This window comes from Pseudomonas azerbaijanoccidentalis (assembly GCF_019145495.1).
Lineage (GTDB): Bacteria > Pseudomonadota > Gammaproteobacteria > Pseudomonadales > Pseudomonadaceae > Aquipseudomonas > Aquipseudomonas azerbaijanoccidentalis.
The window spans coordinates 118,873-134,194 of the sequence record NZ_JAHSTU010000009.1; the positions used below are offsets into that span (position 1 = coordinate 118,873).

14 protein-coding genes are annotated in these 15,322 nt (G+C 59.0%); 8 read left to right on the forward strand and 6 right to left on the reverse strand.

Features of this window, described 5'->3' with window-relative positions; genetic code table 11:
* Positions 1-71: 71 nt before the first annotated feature.
* Positions 72-338, reverse strand: a complete 267-nt coding sequence (gene cspD, locus KVG88_RS25015) for a cold shock domain-containing protein CspD (protein ID WP_217873046.1) — start codon at positions 336-338, stop codon at positions 72-74.
* 224 nt (positions 339-562) lie between these two features.
* Between cspD and clpS the strand changes: the two genes are divergently transcribed.
* Positions 563-925: an ATP-dependent Clp protease adapter ClpS gene (gene clpS / locus KVG88_RS25020; protein WP_015094394.1), complete on the forward strand. Its 363-nt coding sequence runs from the start codon at positions 563-565 to the stop codon at positions 923-925.
* 30 nt (positions 926-955) lie between these two features.
* The gene (gene clpA, locus KVG88_RS25025; RefSeq protein WP_150701311.1) at positions 956-3,226 is read left to right on the forward strand and encodes an ATP-dependent Clp protease ATP-binding subunit ClpA; all 2,271 of its coding nucleotides are present in this window, start codon (positions 956-958) and stop codon (positions 3,224-3,226) included.
* 218 nt (positions 3,227-3,444) lie between these two features.
* Here clpA and infA read toward each other — a convergent pair whose 3' ends face one another.
* From infA to trxB, 4 genes are all read right to left on the reverse strand, one after another.
* The gene (infA, locus tag KVG88_RS25030) at positions 3,445-3,663 is read right to left on the reverse strand and encodes a translation initiation factor IF-1 (RefSeq protein ID WP_002553999.1); all 219 of its coding nucleotides are present in this window, start codon (positions 3,661-3,663) and stop codon (positions 3,445-3,447) included.
* Positions 3,664-3,774: 111 nt separating this feature from the next.
* The gene (locus KVG88_RS25035) at positions 3,775-4,482 is read right to left on the reverse strand and encodes an arginyltransferase (RefSeq protein ID WP_217873047.1); all 708 of its coding nucleotides are present in this window, start codon (positions 4,480-4,482) and stop codon (positions 3,775-3,777) included.
* A gap of 57 nt (positions 4,483-4,539) precedes the next feature.
* On the reverse strand, positions 4,540-5,220 hold the full coding sequence (gene aat / locus KVG88_RS25040) for a leucyl/phenylalanyl-tRNA--protein transferase (RefSeq protein ID WP_150701313.1): 681 nt from the start codon (positions 5,218-5,220) through the stop codon (positions 4,540-4,542).
* Between the two features lie 63 nt (positions 5,221-5,283).
* A complete protein-coding gene (trxB, locus tag KVG88_RS25045; protein WP_150701314.1) occupies positions 5,284-6,243 on the reverse strand; it encodes a thioredoxin-disulfide reductase in 960 nt (319 codons plus the stop codon).
* A 308-nt stretch (positions 6,244-6,551) separates the two neighbouring features.
* On the opposite strand from trxB, the gene KVG88_RS25050 reads away from it, so the two are divergent.
* The 6 genes from KVG88_RS25050 to cysG all read left to right on the forward strand — a co-directional run bounded on the left by KVG88_RS25050 (position 6,552) and on the right by cysG (position 14,189).
* Positions 6,552-8,960, forward strand: a complete 2,409-nt coding sequence (locus KVG88_RS25050; RefSeq protein ID WP_150701315.1) for a DNA translocase FtsK — start codon at positions 6,552-6,554, stop codon at positions 8,958-8,960.
* 67 nt (positions 8,961-9,027) lie between these two features.
* Positions 9,028-9,651, forward strand: a complete 624-nt coding sequence (gene lolA / locus KVG88_RS25055) for an outer membrane lipoprotein periplasmic chaperone LolA (protein WP_053161433.1) — start codon at positions 9,028-9,030, stop codon at positions 9,649-9,651.
* 150 nt (positions 9,652-9,801) lie between these two features.
* Entirely contained in the window at positions 9,802-11,124 is a 1,323-nt protein-coding gene (locus KVG88_RS25060) for a replication-associated recombination protein A (RefSeq protein ID WP_217873048.1), read from the forward strand.
* A complete protein-coding gene (gene crcB / locus KVG88_RS25065; RefSeq protein WP_077047840.1) occupies positions 11,124-11,498 on the forward strand; it encodes a fluoride efflux transporter CrcB in 375 nt (124 codons plus the stop codon). The genes KVG88_RS25060 and crcB overlap by 1 nt, the downstream gene beginning before the upstream one ends.
* Before the next feature lie 15 nt (positions 11,499-11,513).
* The gene (gene serS, locus KVG88_RS25070; RefSeq protein ID WP_150701317.1) at positions 11,514-12,794 is read left to right on the forward strand and encodes a serine--tRNA ligase; all 1,281 of its coding nucleotides are present in this window, start codon (positions 11,514-11,516) and stop codon (positions 12,792-12,794) included.
* A complete protein-coding gene (gene cysG, locus KVG88_RS25075; RefSeq protein WP_217873049.1) occupies positions 12,795-14,189 on the forward strand; it encodes a siroheme synthase CysG in 1,395 nt (464 codons plus the stop codon).
* A 100-nt stretch (positions 14,190-14,289) separates the two neighbouring features.
* On the opposite strand, the gene KVG88_RS25080 is transcribed toward cysG, so the two are convergent.
* Positions 14,290-15,291 carry a glutathione S-transferase family protein gene (locus KVG88_RS25080; protein ID WP_217873050.1) on the reverse strand — a complete coding sequence of 334 codons (1,002 nt, stop codon included), beginning with the start codon at positions 15,289-15,291 and terminating at the stop codon, positions 14,290-14,292.
* Between the last annotated feature and the right edge of the window lie 31 nt (positions 15,292-15,322).

Below are 15,322 nucleotides of genomic sequence, written 5' to 3' on the forward strand. Positions count from 1 at the left end.
GCATGCGAAAAACGCCCGGCTCAAGTGATTGAGGCGGGCGTTTTTTTTATGACTGGATGGCGGTGGCGGTCTTAGGCCGTAACGGTCGATGTTGTGGCGGGTGCCACGGTTTTCGAAACTTCAACAGGGTTGCCGATGTTGACTGCATGCAGGCCTTTAGGTCCCTGGATAATTTCGAACGCGACAGCTTGTCCGGCCTTCAGGGTTTTATAACCCTCCATCTGGATGGCCGAGTAATGGGCAAACAGATCTTCTGTCTTGCCATCCTCATTGATGAAGCCGTAACCCTTGGCATTGTTGAACCATTTGACCTTGCCGCTGACCTTGACGCCTGACATACCCATATCCCTCTGCAACAGACTCCATCACTGGAGTATCATCCAGTTCATCCGCAGTCACTTCTTCGAAAAAAGTTGACTCCGCGGACCTTTTTTACCCACTGTGGGCTCTATTGGTTGTAACACCGTTTTGCCGATAGTCAAGCTGACCCGGCAGTCGGAGTTGAAAACGCTGATAGCCGCCCCCACCACTGTATTTGAACAACTGACGAACCTTTCTTTCCATGCATGCAATCAGCCAGATTCGACTAACATTCAATCAGGATCGCCCTGATTTACACGACGACGATTCCGCAGGCATTGCTGTTCAGGAGGCTAAGCCTGCTTTACAGGCGCCGCCGATGTACAAGGTGGTTTTGTTCAACGATGACTACACACCGATGGATTTCGTCGTCGAAGTGCTCGAGGTGTTTTTTAACCTGAATCGCGAGCTGGCGACCAAGGTCATGCTGGCCGTCCATACAGAAGGACGGGCAGTATGTGGAGTGTTTACCCGCGACATCGCCGAGACGAAGGCCATGCAGGTCAACCAGTACGCCAGGGAAAGCCAGCATCCGCTACTCTGTGAAATCGAGAAGGACGGTTAATCGCCGACCACTTGGGTATGAGGTGAAGCTATGTTAAACCGCGAGCTCGAAGTCACCCTCAATCTTGCCTTCAAGGAGGCTCGTTCGAAGCGTCATGAATTCATGACCGTCGAACACCTTCTGCTGGCCCTATTGGACAATGAGGCTGCCGCCACTGTTTTACGTGCGTGCGGCGCAAACCTCGACAAACTCAAGCACGACCTGCAGGAGTTCATCGACTCCACCACGCCATTGATCCCCGTGCATGACGAGGATCGTGAAACCCAGCCAACCCTGGGTTTCCAGCGTGTACTGCAACGTGCTGTGTTTCACGTACAGAGCTCGGGCAAACGCGAAGTGACTGGCGCCAACGTGCTGGTCGCGATCTTCAGTGAGCAAGAGAGTCAGGCAGTGTTCCTGCTGAAACAGCAGAGCGTTGCCCGCATTGATGTCGTCAATTACATCGCCCACGGTATTTCCAAGGTGCCGGGGCATGGCGATCACTCTGAAGGTGAGCAAGATATGCAGGACGAGGAGGGCGGTGAGTCTTCATCTTCAGGCAATCCCCTGGATGCTTATGCCAGCAACCTCAACGAACTCGCGCGCCAGGGTCGTATCGATCCGTTGGTAGGTCGTGAGATGGAAGTCGAGCGCGTTGCGCAGATCCTGGCGCGCCGTCGCAAAAACAATCCGCTGCTGGTGGGTGAAGCGGGCGTGGGTAAAACCGCGATTGCCGAAGGCCTGGCCAAGCGCATTGTCGACAACCAGGTGCCCGACCTGCTGGCCAACAGCGTGGTTTACTCCCTTGATCTTGGTGCGTTGCTGGCCGGGACCAAATACCGCGGTGATTTCGAGAAGCGCTTCAAGGCGTTGCTCAATGAGCTGAAAAAACGTCCGCAGGCGATCCTGTTCATCGACGAGATCCACACCATCATCGGTGCGGGTGCCGCGTCCGGTGGCGTCATGGATGCCTCGAACCTGCTCAAGCCGCTGCTGTCGTCCGGTGATATCCGTTGCATCGGCTCGACCACCTTCCAGGAATTCCGCGGGATCTTCGAGAAGGACCGTGCCTTGGCCCGGCGTTTCCAGAAGGTCGATGTGTCGGAACCATCGGTGGAAGACACCATCGGCATTCTGCGCGGTCTGAAGGGGCGTTTCGAGTCCCATCACAACATCGAATACAGCGATGAAGCCCTGCGTGCGGCTGCCGAACTGGCCTCGCGCTACATCAATGACCGTCATATGCCGGACAAGGCCATCGACGTCATCGACGAGGCGGGTGCCTACCAGCGTCTGCAACCGGTCGAGAAGCGTGTGAAGCGCATCGAAGTGCCGCAAGTGGAAGACATCGTCGCGAAAATCGCGCGGATTCCGCCAAAGCACGTCACCAGTTCCGACAAAGAGCTGCTGCGTAACCTTGAGCGTGACCTGAAGCTGACAGTGTTTGGTCAGGACGCGGCGATCGACTCGCTGGCGACTGCGATCAAGTTGTCTCGCGCCGGCCTCAAGTCGCCTGACAAACCCGTTGGTTCGTTCCTGTTCGCCGGGCCGACCGGTGTCGGTAAAACCGAAGCGGCGCGTCAATTGGCCAAGGCTTTGGGGGTCGAGCTGATTCGATTCGACATGTCCGAGTACATGGAACGCCACACCGTATCGCGTCTGATCGGTGCGCCTCCGGGCTATGTCGGGTTCGATCAGGGCGGTCTGCTGACTGAAGCCATCACCAAACAGCCACACTGCGTGCTGTTGCTCGATGAAATCGAGAAGGCGCATCCGGAAGTCTTCAACCTGCTGTTGCAGGTGATGGACCACGGTACGCTGACCGATAACAACGGGCGCAAAGCGGACTTCCGTAACGTGATCGTCATCATGACGACCAACGCCGGTGCCGAAACCGCAGCGCGTGCGTCGATCGGTTTCACCCATCAGGACCACTCGTCCGATGCGATGGAAGTGATCAAGAAGAGCTTCACGCCGGAGTTCCGCAACCGTCTGGACACCATTATCCAGTTTGGTCGCCTCAGCCATGAGGTCATCAAAAGCGTGGTGGACAAGTTCCTTACCGAACTTCAGGCGCAGCTGGAAGACAAGCGTGTATTGCTGGAAGTCACCGATGCTGCCCGCAGTTGGCTGGCAGCCGGTGGTTACGACTCGGCAATGGGCGCTCGACCAATGGCTCGCCTGATCCAGGACAAGATCAAGCGTCCACTGGCGGAGGAGATTCTCTTTGGCGAACTGGCCGAACATGGCGGTGTGGTGCACATCGACATCAAGGACGGCGAGCTGACCTTCGAGTTCGAGACCACGGCTGAAATGGCCTGACGTTAAACCGCAACAAAACAAAAGGGCGCCGATTGGCGCCTTTTTGCTGTCTGTCATATTCATCGGTGCCCTGTAGGAGATGCCGAAGGCTGTGATCTTTTGATTTTGTTTTTTAAGATCAAAAGATCGCAGCCTGCGGCAGCTCCTGCAGGGATGTTCTTAAAATCGCAGGCAAACAAAAACGCCCGGCATCAGCCGGGCGTCTTGTATTGACTTGATTAGCGAGCGCGGTAAGTGATGCGCCCTTTGCTCAAGTCATAGGGCGTCAGCTCGACGCGCACTTTGTCACCGGTAAGAATACGGATGTAGTTCTTGCGCATCTTGCCGGAAATATGCGCGGTTACGACGTGCCCATTTTCCAACTCCACACGAAACATGGTGTTGGGCAGGGTGTCGACGACAGTGCCTTCCATTTCGAAGCTGTCTTCTTTCGACATGCAGTAAAGCCCTCGGTGTCCAGTGAATGGCCCGGTGCAACTGCGCCAGGCAAAAGCGGCGTGCATTGTGCCCGAAAAGTGGGGTTCAAGCCAAGGGGTTTAGGGAGTGCTCTAGTTCAGAACGACCCAGCGCTGGTTAACCAGCAGCTCAATGGGGCGATATTGAGTCTTGTAGCTCATTTTTTTGCAGTTTTTGATCCAGTAGCCCAGGTAGACCGCGTCCAGCCCCAGCCGCTGGGCTTCGGCGATTTGCCAGAGAATCGCGTAACGCCCCAGGCTGCGGCGTTCTTCGGCAGGTTCGTAGAAGGTATAGACCGCCGACAGGCCGTTGGGCAGCAAGTCGGTGACGGCGATTGCCAGCAACCGTCCGTCGAGACGAAATTCGTAGAAGCGTGAAAACGGCAGATCACGCACCAGGAAAGTCGAAAACTGATCGCGGCTGGGCGGGTACATATCGCCATCGGCATGCCGTTCTTCGATGTAGCGCTGATAGAGGTCGAAATACTCCTCACTGAAACCCGGTTTGGCCGGACGTACCTGCAAATCGGCATTGCGTTTGAAAATGCGCTTCTGCTGACGGTTGGGTGCGAATTGCCCTACAGGGATGCGCGCGGGAACGCACGCATTGCAGTTCTGGCAATGGGGCCGATAGAGGTGATCGCCGCTGCGACGAAAGCCCATTTCAGACAGGTCTGCATAGACATGCACATCCATGGGCTGGCTAGGGTCGAGGAACAGGGTGGTGGCCTGCTCCTCTGGCAGATAGCTGCAAGAGTGGGGCTGAGTGGCATAGAACTTCAAACGCGCCAACTCGGTCATGATCAACCCTCGGGATAATGCTTTCGATTAAGTGTAAGCCACGCGCGCAAAAGTCGCTCAGCAAACCCAGGTTGCGCGGCTGGGTTGATCCAGATATTGCGACAGATAACCGGCAAACGCGCTGCGCGGAATCGCTCGCGCACCGAGGCTGTGCAGATGGTCGGTAGGCATCTGACAGTCGATCAGGACAAAACCCGAGTCTTTCAGGTGTCGCACCAACGTGGCAAAACCATATTTGGAGGCGTTGTCGGCGCGGCTGAACATTGATTCACCGAAAAACATCTGCCCCATCGCCAGGCCATACAGACCTCCCACCAGTTGACCCTGGTCCCAGACTTCCACCGAATGGGCGAAACCGCGGCGATGCAATTCAATGTAAGCGTTCTGCATCGCCTCAGTGATCCAGGTGCCATCGGCATAGTCGCGAGGGGCGGCGCAGGCGCTGATCACGGCGGCGAAATCCTGGTCGAACGTTACCTGATAGCGCTGCTGGCGCAGCAGTTTGTTGAGGCTGCGGGAGACGTGCAGTTCGTCGGGAAACAACACCGTGCGTGGATCGGGCGACCACCAGAGGATCGGCTGGCCCTCTGAAAACCATGGAAAGCAGCCGTGGCGATACGCCTGGATCAGCCGATCGGCGGACAAATCGCCACCTGCCGCCAGCAAGCCGTTGGGGTCGCGCATGGCTTTTTCCAGCGGCGGGAAAGTCAGGGTGTTGCGTTGTAACCAAGTCAGCATGGCGTTCGGGCTTGCAGAAGGGGAGGGCGGTGGCGGGCCATGGGCCCGCCGTGAAGTGTGCCGTTAAACAACGGGAATGTCGTCGAGGTATTTTTCTGCATCGAGCGCCGCCATGCAGCCGGCACCCGCCGAAGTCACGGCTTGGCGATAGACGTGATCGGCAACGTCGCCGGCGGCAAACACGCCCGCAATGCCGGTAGCGGTGGCATCGCCCTCGCTGCCGCCCTTGACCAGCAGATACCCGTCGCGCATTTCCAGTTGGCCGGCGAACAGGTCGGTATTGGGTTTGTGGCCAATGGCGATGAACACCCCGGCCACCGGCAGTTCCGTGAGCTCGCCGGTATGGCTGTCACGCAGGCGGGCGCCGGTCACGCCACTCGCATCGCCCAACACTTCATCCAGATTCTGGTTCCAGTGCAGGCGAATATTGCCGTTGGCGGCTTTTTCGAAGAGTTTGTCCTGGAGGATTTTCTCGGATCGCAACTTGTCGCGCCGATGAATCAAATGAACTTCCTTGGCGATGTTCGACAAATACAGCGCCTCTTCAACCGCTGTATTGCCGCCGCCAATGACGGCGACCACTTGCTTGCGATAAAAAAACCCATCGCACGTCGCACAAGCGGAAACGCCTTTGCCGGCAAACGTTTCTTCCGACGGCAGCCCCAGGTATTGCGCGGACGCGCCAGTGGCAATAATGAGTGCGTCGCAAGTGTAAGTGCCACTGTCGCCAGTCAGCTCGAACGGGCGCTGTTGCAACTTGGCTGTATGGATGTGGTCGTAAACGATCTCTGTGGCAAAGCGCTCGGCGTGTTTTTGCATGCGTTCCATCAACACCGGGCCGGTGAGGCCTTCGACATCGCCGGGCCAGTTATCGACTTCGACGGTGGTGGTGAGCTGGCCACCTGCCTGTATGCCGGTAATGACAACGGGTTTGAGGTTGGCGCGGGCGGCATAGACGGCTGCGCTGTAACCGGCGGGACCGGAACCCAGAATGATCAGGCGGTGATGCTTCGCTTCGCTCATAAAAACACCTCATAAGCCTTTGTCACAAAAGAGAATGCATGCTCAAATTGAGTCGCATGTAATGTGCCGTTGACTATGCTACACCCAAGAATCACAAGCATGGCATCGGGCGTACAAACCCGTACAATGCCTTGCTGTAACAGCGTTTGTAACAAAATAAGCATTGCGCTTCGTGTTTATAAAAACCGGGGCGCAGTGTTAAAAGTAGTCTCAGTTATGGCTGTCAACTTTTTTACCTGCCTGGATTGGGCAGTTTTTTATAGTCATTCAACAGATGGACGCGCCCATGGCGCAGGAAAAGTAGCGTTTTGAAGAAATCCACCGAAGCACCCAAAACAGTCGTGCCGCTCTGGCGTCAGCAATTGCACTACCGCCTCAAGGAAGGTGCATTGATCGCCATTGGCGCGTTGTGCCTGTTTCTGATGATGGCCTTGCTGACCTACGGCAAGGACGATCCGGGCTGGAGCCATAACAGCAAGATCGACGATGTGCAGAACTTCGGCGGCCCCGCGGGCTCCTACAGCGCCGATATCCTGTTCATGGTGCTCGGTTACTTCGCCTATATCTTCCCGATGTTGCTGGCGATCAAGGCTTATCAGATCTTCCGTCAGCGTCACGAGCCGTGGCAGTGGAGCGGTTGGCTGTTCTCCTGGCGTCTGATCGGGTTGGTGTTCCTGGTGTTGTCCGGCGCTGCGCTGGCGCATATCCATTTCCATGCCGCGACCGGTCTGCCGGCCGGCGCGGGTGGTGCGCTGGGCGAAAGTCTCGGAGACCTGGCGAAAAACGCATTGAACATCCAGGGCAGCACGCTGCTGTTCATCGCCCTGTTCCTGTTCGGCCTGACCGTGTTCACCGACTTGTCGTGGTTCAAGGTGATGGACGTCACCGGCAAGATCACCCTCGACCTCTTCGAACTGTTCCAGGGCGCCGCCAATCGCTGGTGGGCGGCGCGTAGCGAGCGCAAGCAACTGGTCGCGCAATTGCGTGAAGTCGACGACCGCGTGCACGACGTAGTAGCGCCAACCGTCACCGACAAGCGTGAACAGGCCAAAGTCAAGGAACGCCTGATCGAACGTGAGCAGGCCCTGAGCAAGCACATGTCCGACCGCGAGAAACAGGTGCCGCCGGTTATTGCACCCGCGCCGGCCAAGCCTGCCGCACCGAGCAAACGCGTCGAAAAAGAGAAGCAGGCACCGCTGTTCGTCGACAGCGCCGTGGAAGGCACTTTGCCGCCGATCTCGATTCTCGACCCGGCAGAAAAGAAACAACTCAATTATTCGCCAGAATCCCTGGCGGCGGTTGGCCACCTGCTGGAAATCAAGCTCAAGGAATTCGGCGTCGAAGTCACCGTGGATTCGATCCACCCGGGCCCGGTGATTACCCGTTACGAAATCCAGCCTGCCGCGGGCGTGAAAGTCAGCCGCATCGCCAACCTGGCCAAGGACCTGGCGCGTTCGCTGGCCGTGACCAGCGTGCGGGTGGTGGAAGTGATTCCGGGCAAGACCACGGTCGGTATCGAGATTCCCAACGAAGACCGGCAGATCGTGCGCTTCTCCGAAGTGCTGTCGACGCCTGAGTACGACAACTTCAAATCGCCGGTCACCTTGGCGCTGGGCCATGACATCGGCGGCAAGCCGGTGATCACCGACCTGGCGAAGATGCCGCACCTGCTGGTGGCCGGTACCACCGGTTCTGGTAAGTCGGTGGGTGTGAACGCGATGATCCTGTCGATCCTGTTCAAGTCCGGCCCCGAAGACGCCAAGCTGATCATGATCGACCCGAAAATGCTTGAGCTGTCGATCTACGAAGGCATTCCGCATCTGTTGTGCCCGGTGGTCACCGACATGAAGGACGCCGCCAACGCACTGCGCTGGAGCGTTGCCGAGATGGAGCGGCGCTACAAGCTGATGGCGAAAATGGGCGTGCGAAACCTGTCGGGCTTCAACGCCAAGGTCAAGGAAGCCCAGGACGCCGGCGAACCGTTGAGCGATCCGCTGTACAAGCGTGAAAGCATCCACGACGAAGCGCCGCTGCTGCAGAAACTGCCGACCATCGTCGTAGTGGTCGACGAGTTCGCCGACATGATGATGATCGTCGGCAAGAAGGTTGAAGAACTGATCGCTCGTATCGCCCAGAAGGCGCGTGCGGCCGGTATCCACTTGATCCTCGCGACCCAGCGTCCGTCGGTCGACGTGATCACCGGTCTGATCAAGGCCAACATTCCGACCCGTATGGCGTTCCAGGTATCGAGCAAGATCGACTCCCGGACCATCATCGACCAGGGCGGCGCCGAACAACTGCTTGGCCACGGTGACATGCTCTACATGCCGCCGGGCACCAGCCTGCCGATTCGGGTTCACGGTGCTTTCGTGTCCGACGATGAAGTTCACCGCGTGGTGGAAGCCTGGAAACTGCGGGGCGCGCCGGAGTACAACGACGACATTCTCAACGGTGTCGAAGAGGCGGGCAGCGGCTTTGAAGGCAGCAGCGGTGGCGGCGACGGTGATGATCCCGAAGCCGATGCGCTGTACGACGAGGCGGTTCAGTTCGTTCTGGAAAGTCGCCGTGCTTCCATTTCCGCGGTTCAGCGCAAGTTGAAAATCGGCTACAACCGCGCCGCGCGCATGATCGAAGCCATGGAAATGGCCGGCGTCGTGACGTCCATGAATACCAACGGTTCGCGTGAAGTCCTGGCCCCAACCCCGGCGCGCGACTGACCTGATATGAAAAGGGGTGGCGCCCTGAGGCGCCGCCCGCACTCCCACGAATGTTATGAGGACTCCCATGCGTCTGATCCGCATGCTGTTGCTGCCGGTACTGGCTTTGACCACGCTTTCGGCCCACGCCGATGACAAGGACGTGGCGCGCCTGACTCAATTGCTGGAAAAATCCCAGACCCTGACCGCACGTTTCTCCCAGTTGACCCTCGATGGCACGGGCACTCAGTTGCAGGAAACTGCCGGTGAGATGTCGTTGCAGCGTCCGGGTTTGTTCTACTGGCACACCAATGCGCCAGCGGAGCAGACCATGGTTTCCGACGGCAAAAAGGTCACCCTGTGGGACCCGGACCTGGAGCAGGCCACCATCAAGAACCTCGACCAGCGCCTGACCCAGACGCCGGCACTGCTGTTGTCCGGTGACGTGTCCAAGATCAGTCAGAGCTTTGACATCAGTGCCAAGGAAGCGGGCGGTGTGATTGACTTCACCCTCAAGCCGAAAACCAAGGACACGCTGTTCGACAGCCTGCGCCTGTCGTTCCGCAATGGGCTGGTCAATGACATGCAGCTGATCGACAGCGTTGGCCAGCGGACCAACATCCTGTTCACCGGCGTCAAGGCCAACGAGCCGATCCCGGCGTCCAAGTTCAAGTTCGACATCCCGAAAGGGGCGGACGTGATCCAGGAATAAAGCACGACGAAAATCCTGTGGGAGCGGGCTTGCCCGCGATGGCGTCGGCACATCCAGCACTGATGTGACTGACACACCGCTATCGCGGGCAAGCCCGCTCCCACAGGGGATTATGGTGTTTTCAGCAAAGTGAGGTTTTAAACGTACGCCATGGACCTGTTTCGCAGCACCCCGATCGCCCAGCCGCTGGCCGCACGTTTACGCGCGACCAATCTGGACGAGTACGTCGGTCAGGAACACGTGCTCGCTCGCGGCAAGCCTTTGCGCGAAGCCCTGGAGCAGGGTGCCCTGCACTCGATGATTTTCTGGGGGCCGCCCGGCGTGGGCAAAACCACCCTGGCGCGGTTGCTGGCGGAAGTCTCGGAGGCGCACTTTGAGACCGTCTCGGCCGTGCTGGCCGGGGTCAAGGAGATCCGTCAGTCGGTGGAAATCGCCAAGCAGCAGGCTGCGCAGTACGGCCGCCGCACGATTCTGTTTGTCGATGAAGTGCACCGCTTCAACAAGTCCCAGCAGGATGCCTTTCTGCCGTATGTCGAAGACGGCACGCTGATTTTCATCGGCGCGACCACCGAAAACCCCTCGTTCGAACTCAACAACGCGTTGCTGTCCCGTGCGCGGGTCTATGTCCTGAAAAGCCTCGACGAAGCCGCGCTGCGCAAACTGGTGCATCGTGCGCTGACCGAAGAGCGCGGTTTGGGCAAACGCCACCTGACCCTCAGCGATGAAGGCTTCCAGATGCTGCTGTCGGCGGCGGATGGCGACGGCCGGCGTCTGCTCAATCTGCTGGAAAACGCTTCAGACCTGGCGGAAGACAACAGCGAAATCGGCACCGACCTGCTGCAAAGCCTGCTCGGCGATACCCGTCGGCGCTTCGACAAGGGTGGCGAAGCCTTTTACGACCAGATTTCCGCGCTGCATAAGTCGGTGCGCGGTTCCAACCCCGACGGCGCGTTGTACTGGTTCGCGCGCATGATCGACGGCGGTTGCGATCCGCTGTACTTGGCCCGGCGCGTGGTGCGCATGGCCAGCGAAGACATCGGTAACGCCGACCCGCGGGCGCTGAGCCTGTGCCTGGCGGCGTGGGAAGTACAGGAGCGCCTCGGCAGCCCCGAGGGCGAGTTGGCGGTGGCACAGGCCATTACGTATCTGGCCTGCGCGCCGAAAAGCAACGCGGTGTACATGGGCTTCAAGACCGCATTGCGCGCCGCCGCCGAACACGGTTCGCTCGAAGTGCCGCTGCACTTGCGCAATGCGCCGACCAAACTGATGAAACAATTGGGCTACGGCGACGAATACCGTTACGCCCACGATGAGCCCGAAGCCTACGCCGCCGGGGAAGACTATTTTCCGGAAGAACTCGACCCGATCCCGTTCTATCAACCGGTGCCCCGTGGCCTGGAGTTGAAGATTGGCGAGAAGCTCAATCACCTGGCGAAACTCGACCGTTTAAGCCCCCGGCAGCGGAGAAAATAGTGCTTCCATTGATCGTTGCGGTTTCCGTCGGCGGGATCGCCGGCACGTTGTTGCGCTTCGCCACGGGTAACTGGATCAACGCTAATTGGCCGCGGCACTTCTATACCGCGACGCTGGCCGTTAATATCGTGGGCTGTTTGCTGATCGGCGTTCTATACGGTCTGTTTTTGATTCGCCCGGAGGTGCCCATCGAGGTGCGCGCCGGGTTGATCGTCGGCTTCCTCGGAGGGCTGACGACTTTTTCATCCTTTTCACTGGATACGGTGCGCTTGCTGGAAAGCGGGCAAGTGCCGCTGGCCCTGGGCTATGCGGCCATCAGCGTATTCGGCGGGCTGCTCGCCACCTGGGCCGGCCTGTCCTTGACCAAACTTTGATAACGAGAGACCGACATGCTCGATTCCAAACTGTTACGTAGCAACCTTCAGGACGTAGCGGACCGCCTGGCTTCCCGTGGCTATGCCCTGGATGTCGCGCGCATCGAAGCGCTGGAAGAACAGCGCAAGACCGTCCAGACCCGCACCGAAGCACTGCAGGCTGAACGTAACGCGCGCTCCAAATCCATCGGTCAGGCCAAGCAGCGCGGCGAAGACATCGCGCCGCTGATGGCGGACGTCGAGCGCATGGCGGGCGAATTGAGTGCCGGCAAAGTCGAACTGGACGCGATCCAGACCGATCTGGACTCGATCCTGTTGGGCATCCCCAACTTGCCGCACGAATCGGTGCCGGTCGGTAAAGATGAAGACGACAACGTCGAAGTGCGCCGCTGGGGCACCCCGACCGCTTTCGATTTCCCGGTTCAGGACCACGTGGCCCTGGGCGAGAAGTTCGGCTGGCTCGACTTTGAAACCGCTGCCAAGTTGTCCGGCGCACGTTTTGCCCTGCTGCGCGGCCCGATTGCCCGTCTGCACCGCGCCCTCGCGCAGTTCATGATCAACCTGCACGTCACGGAGCATGGCTACGAAGAGGCCTACACGCCTTATCTGGTCCAGGCCCCGGCGTTGCAAGGCACCGGCCAGCTGCCGAAGTTCGAAGAAGACCTGTTCAAGATCGCCCGCGAAGGCGAAGCCGATCTGTACCTGATCCCGACCGCTGAAGTGTCGCTGACCAACATCGTTGCCGGCGAAATCGTCGATGCCAAGCAACTGCCGATCAAGTTCGTTGCCCACACGCCGTGCTTCCGCAGTGAAGCCGGCGCATCGGGTCGTGACACCCGCGGCATGATCCGTCAGCACCAGTTCGACAAGGTCGAGATGGTGCAGATCGTCGAGCCGTCGCAGTCGATGGAAGCGCTGGAAGGCCTGACTGCCAACGCCGAGAAAGTCCTGCAATTGCTGGAACTGCCTTACCGCACCCTGGCCCTGTGCACCGGCGACATGGGCTTCAGCGCGGTCAAGACTTACGACCTGGAAGTGTGGATCCCGAGCCAGGACAAGTACCGCGAAATTTCGTCGTGCTCCAACTGCGGCGACTTCCAGGCCCGCCGCATGCAGGCGCGTTTCCGCAACCCGGAAACCGGCAAGCCTGAACTGGTGCACACCCTGAACGGTTCTGGCCTGGCGGTCGGTCGTACCCTGGTCGCGGTGCTCGAGAACTATCAGCAGGCCGACGGTTCGATCCGTGTGCCTGAGGTGCTCAAGCCGTACATGGGTGGCCTTGAGGTCATCGGCTAAATGAAATATCTGCCGCTGTTTCACAACCTTCGCGGCAGTCGTGTGTTGGTCGTCGGTGGGGGGGAAATTGCCTTGCGCAAATCCCGCCTGCTGGCCGATGCCGGTGCGCTGCTGCGGGTGGTTGCACCTGAAATCGAAGCGCAGCTGCGCGAACTGGTTACCGCCAGCGGTGGCGAGTGCCTGGTGCGTGGCTACGCCGAAGCCGATCTGGACGGTTGCGGGCTGATCATTGCCGCGACTGACGATGAAGCGTTGAACGCACAAGTCTCCGCCGATGCCCATCGGCGCTGTGTGCCGGTCAACGTGGTGGACGCGCCTGCGCTGTGCAGCGTGATCTTCCCGGCCATCGTCGACCGTTCTCCGTTGATCATTGCGGTGTCCAGCGGCGGCGATGCTCCGGTGCTGGCTCGCTTGATCCGCGCCAAGATCGAAACCTGGATTCCTTCCACCTACGGTCAACTGGCGGGGCTGGCGGCGCGTTTTCGCCATCAGGTCAAAGGCCTGTTTCCGGATGTGCAGCAGCGTCGGGCGTTCTGGGAAGATGTTTTCCAGGGCCCGATTGCCGACCGGCAACTGGCCGGGCAGGGCGGTGAAGCGGAGCGTCTGTTGCAGGCGAAAATCGATGGTGAAGCGCCCGTCGCCACCGGTGAGGTGTATCTGGTGGGTGCCGGGCCGGGTGATCCCGATCTGCTGACGTTCAAGGCATTGCGTCTGATGCAGCAAGCCGATGTGGTGCTGTACGACCGATTGGTGGCACCGGCGATTCTGGAGTTGTGCCGTCGCGATGCCGAGCGGGTTTACGTCGGCAAGCGCCGCGCCGATCACGCCGTGCCGCAGGATCAGATCAACCAGCAATTGGTGGATTTGGCCAAGCAAGGCAAGCGTGTGGTGCGGTTGAAGGGCGGTGATCCGTTTATCTTCGGCCGTGGCGGTGAAGAGATCGAAGAACTGGCGGCCCATGGCATTCCGTTTCAGGTCGTGCCGGGCATCACCGCCGCCAGCGGTTGTGCGGCGTACGCCGGCATTCCGCTGACCCACCGTGACTATGCGCAGTCGGTACGCTTTGTCACCGGGCACTTGAAGGACGGTTCCACCGATTTACCGTGGGCCGACCTGGTCGCGCCGGCGCAGACCCTGGTGTTCTACATGGGGTTGGTGGGCTTGCCGATCATCTGTGAGCAGTTAATCAAGCATGGTCGCGCCGCCGATACCCCGGCCGCACTGATCCAACAGGGCACCACGGTCAATCAGCGAGTGTTTACCGGCACGCTGGCCGACCTGCCGCGATTGGTGGCGGAGCATGAAGTGCATGCGCCGACATTGGTGATCGTTGGTGAGGTGGTGCAATTGCGCGAGAAACTGGCGTGGTTTGAAGGGGCTCAGGGGCAACTCTGAATTTGAGTTACCTGTTGAAAAAAGATCGCAGCCTTCGGCAGCTCCTACAGGGGAATCGCATAATTCTGTAGGAGCTGCCGAAGGCTGCGATGTTTTGCTTTTAGATCCTGCGCCAAACCCCTTTCCCACTCAACCGCTCCCGATCATGGGCGACGGTGAAATCCTGCTCGGGACCTTTTGGCACGATGCCAGTCGGGTTGATGGTCTTGTGGCTGCCGTAGTAGTGATGCTTGATGTGGGTGAAATCCACCGTCTCGGCAATCCCCGGCCACTGATAAATCTCCCGCAGCCAGTTCGACAGATTCGGATAATCGGCGATCCGCCGCAGGTTGCATTTGAAGTGCCCGTAATACACCGCATCGAAACGAATCAACGTGGTGAACAGACGAATGTCCGCTTCGGTCAGGTATTCGCCAGTCAGGTAACGGTTGGCGCCCAGCACCTGCTCCAAGTGATCCAGCTCGGCGAACACATCATCGAACGCTTCTTCATAAGCCTGCTGTGATGTGGCAAAACCGGCGCGGTAGACACCATTGTTCACCGCCGGATAGATCCGCTCGTTCAGCGCATCGATCTCAGAGCGCAACGGCGCGGGATAGAAATCCAGGCCATTGCCGGTCAAGTCATCGAAAGCACTGTTGAACATACGGATGATTTCCGCCGATTCGTTGCTGACGATGCGCTGTTGCTGTTTGTCCCACAGCACCGGCACGGTGACGCGGCCGGTGTAATCGGCGGTGTCTGCTGTGTAGCGCTGGTGCATGAACTGGAAACCGTCGAGTTTGTCGCCAGTGGAGCCGAGGGCCTTGTCGAAGGTCCAGCCGTTTTCCAGCATCAGCCAACTGACTACCGATACATCGATTAGGCTTTCCAGTCCTTTGAGTTTGCGCAGGATCAGCGTGCGATGAGCCCACGGACAGGCGAGGGACACGTAGAGGTGATAGCGACCAGCCTCGGCAGCAAAGCCACCAACGCCGCTCGGGCCGGGCTGGCCGTCAGCGGTCACCCAGTTGCGGCGCTGCGCCTGTTCACGCTGAAACGCGCCGTCCTTGCTGCTTTCGTACCATTTGTCCTGCCAGCGGCCATCGACTAACAAACCCATGTTCAAGACTCCTGAGACCAATATTCGTTGG

What these genes read in the sequence shown, in the direction of transcription:
- infA (WP_002553999.1), bottom strand. Translation starts at nt 3,663, where the DNA reads ATGTCGAAAGAAGACAGCTTCGAAATGGAAGGCACTGTCGTCGACACC.
- KVG88_RS25060 (WP_217873048.1), top strand. Translation starts at nt 9,802, where the DNA reads ATGGACCTGTTTCGCAGCACCCCGATCGCCCAGCCGCTGGCCGCACGT.
- clpA (WP_150701311.1), top strand. Translation starts at nt 956, where the DNA reads ATGTTAAACCGCGAGCTCGAAGTCACCCTCAATCTTGCCTTCAAGGAG.
- KVG88_RS25035 (WP_217873047.1), bottom strand. Translation starts at nt 4,482, where the DNA reads ATGACCGAGTTGGCGCGTTTGAAGTTCTATGCCACTCAGCCCCACTCT.
- aat (WP_150701313.1), bottom strand. Translation starts at nt 5,220, where the DNA reads ATGCTGACTTGGTTACAACGCAACACCCTGACTTTCCCGCCGCTGGAA.
- lolA (WP_053161433.1), top strand. Translation starts at nt 9,028, where the DNA reads ATGCGTCTGATCCGCATGCTGTTGCTGCCGGTACTGGCTTTGACCACG.
- cspD (WP_217873046.1), bottom strand. Translation starts at nt 338, where the DNA reads ATGTCAGGCGTCAAGGTCAGCGGCAAGGTCAAATGGTTCAACAATGCC.
- clpS (WP_015094394.1), top strand. Translation starts at nt 563, where the DNA reads ATGCATGCAATCAGCCAGATTCGACTAACATTCAATCAGGATCGCCCT.
- cysG (WP_217873049.1), top strand. Translation starts at nt 12,795, where the DNA reads ATGAAATATCTGCCGCTGTTTCACAACCTTCGCGGCAGTCGTGTGTTG.
- KVG88_RS25080 (WP_217873050.1), bottom strand. Translation starts at nt 15,291, where the DNA reads ATGGGTTTGTTAGTCGATGGCCGCTGGCAGGACAAATGGTACGAAAGC.
- trxB (WP_150701314.1), bottom strand. Translation starts at nt 6,243, where the DNA reads ATGAGCGAAGCGAAGCATCACCGCCTGATCATTCTGGGTTCCGGTCCC.
- serS (WP_150701317.1), top strand. Translation starts at nt 11,514, where the DNA reads ATGCTCGATTCCAAACTGTTACGTAGCAACCTTCAGGACGTAGCGGAC.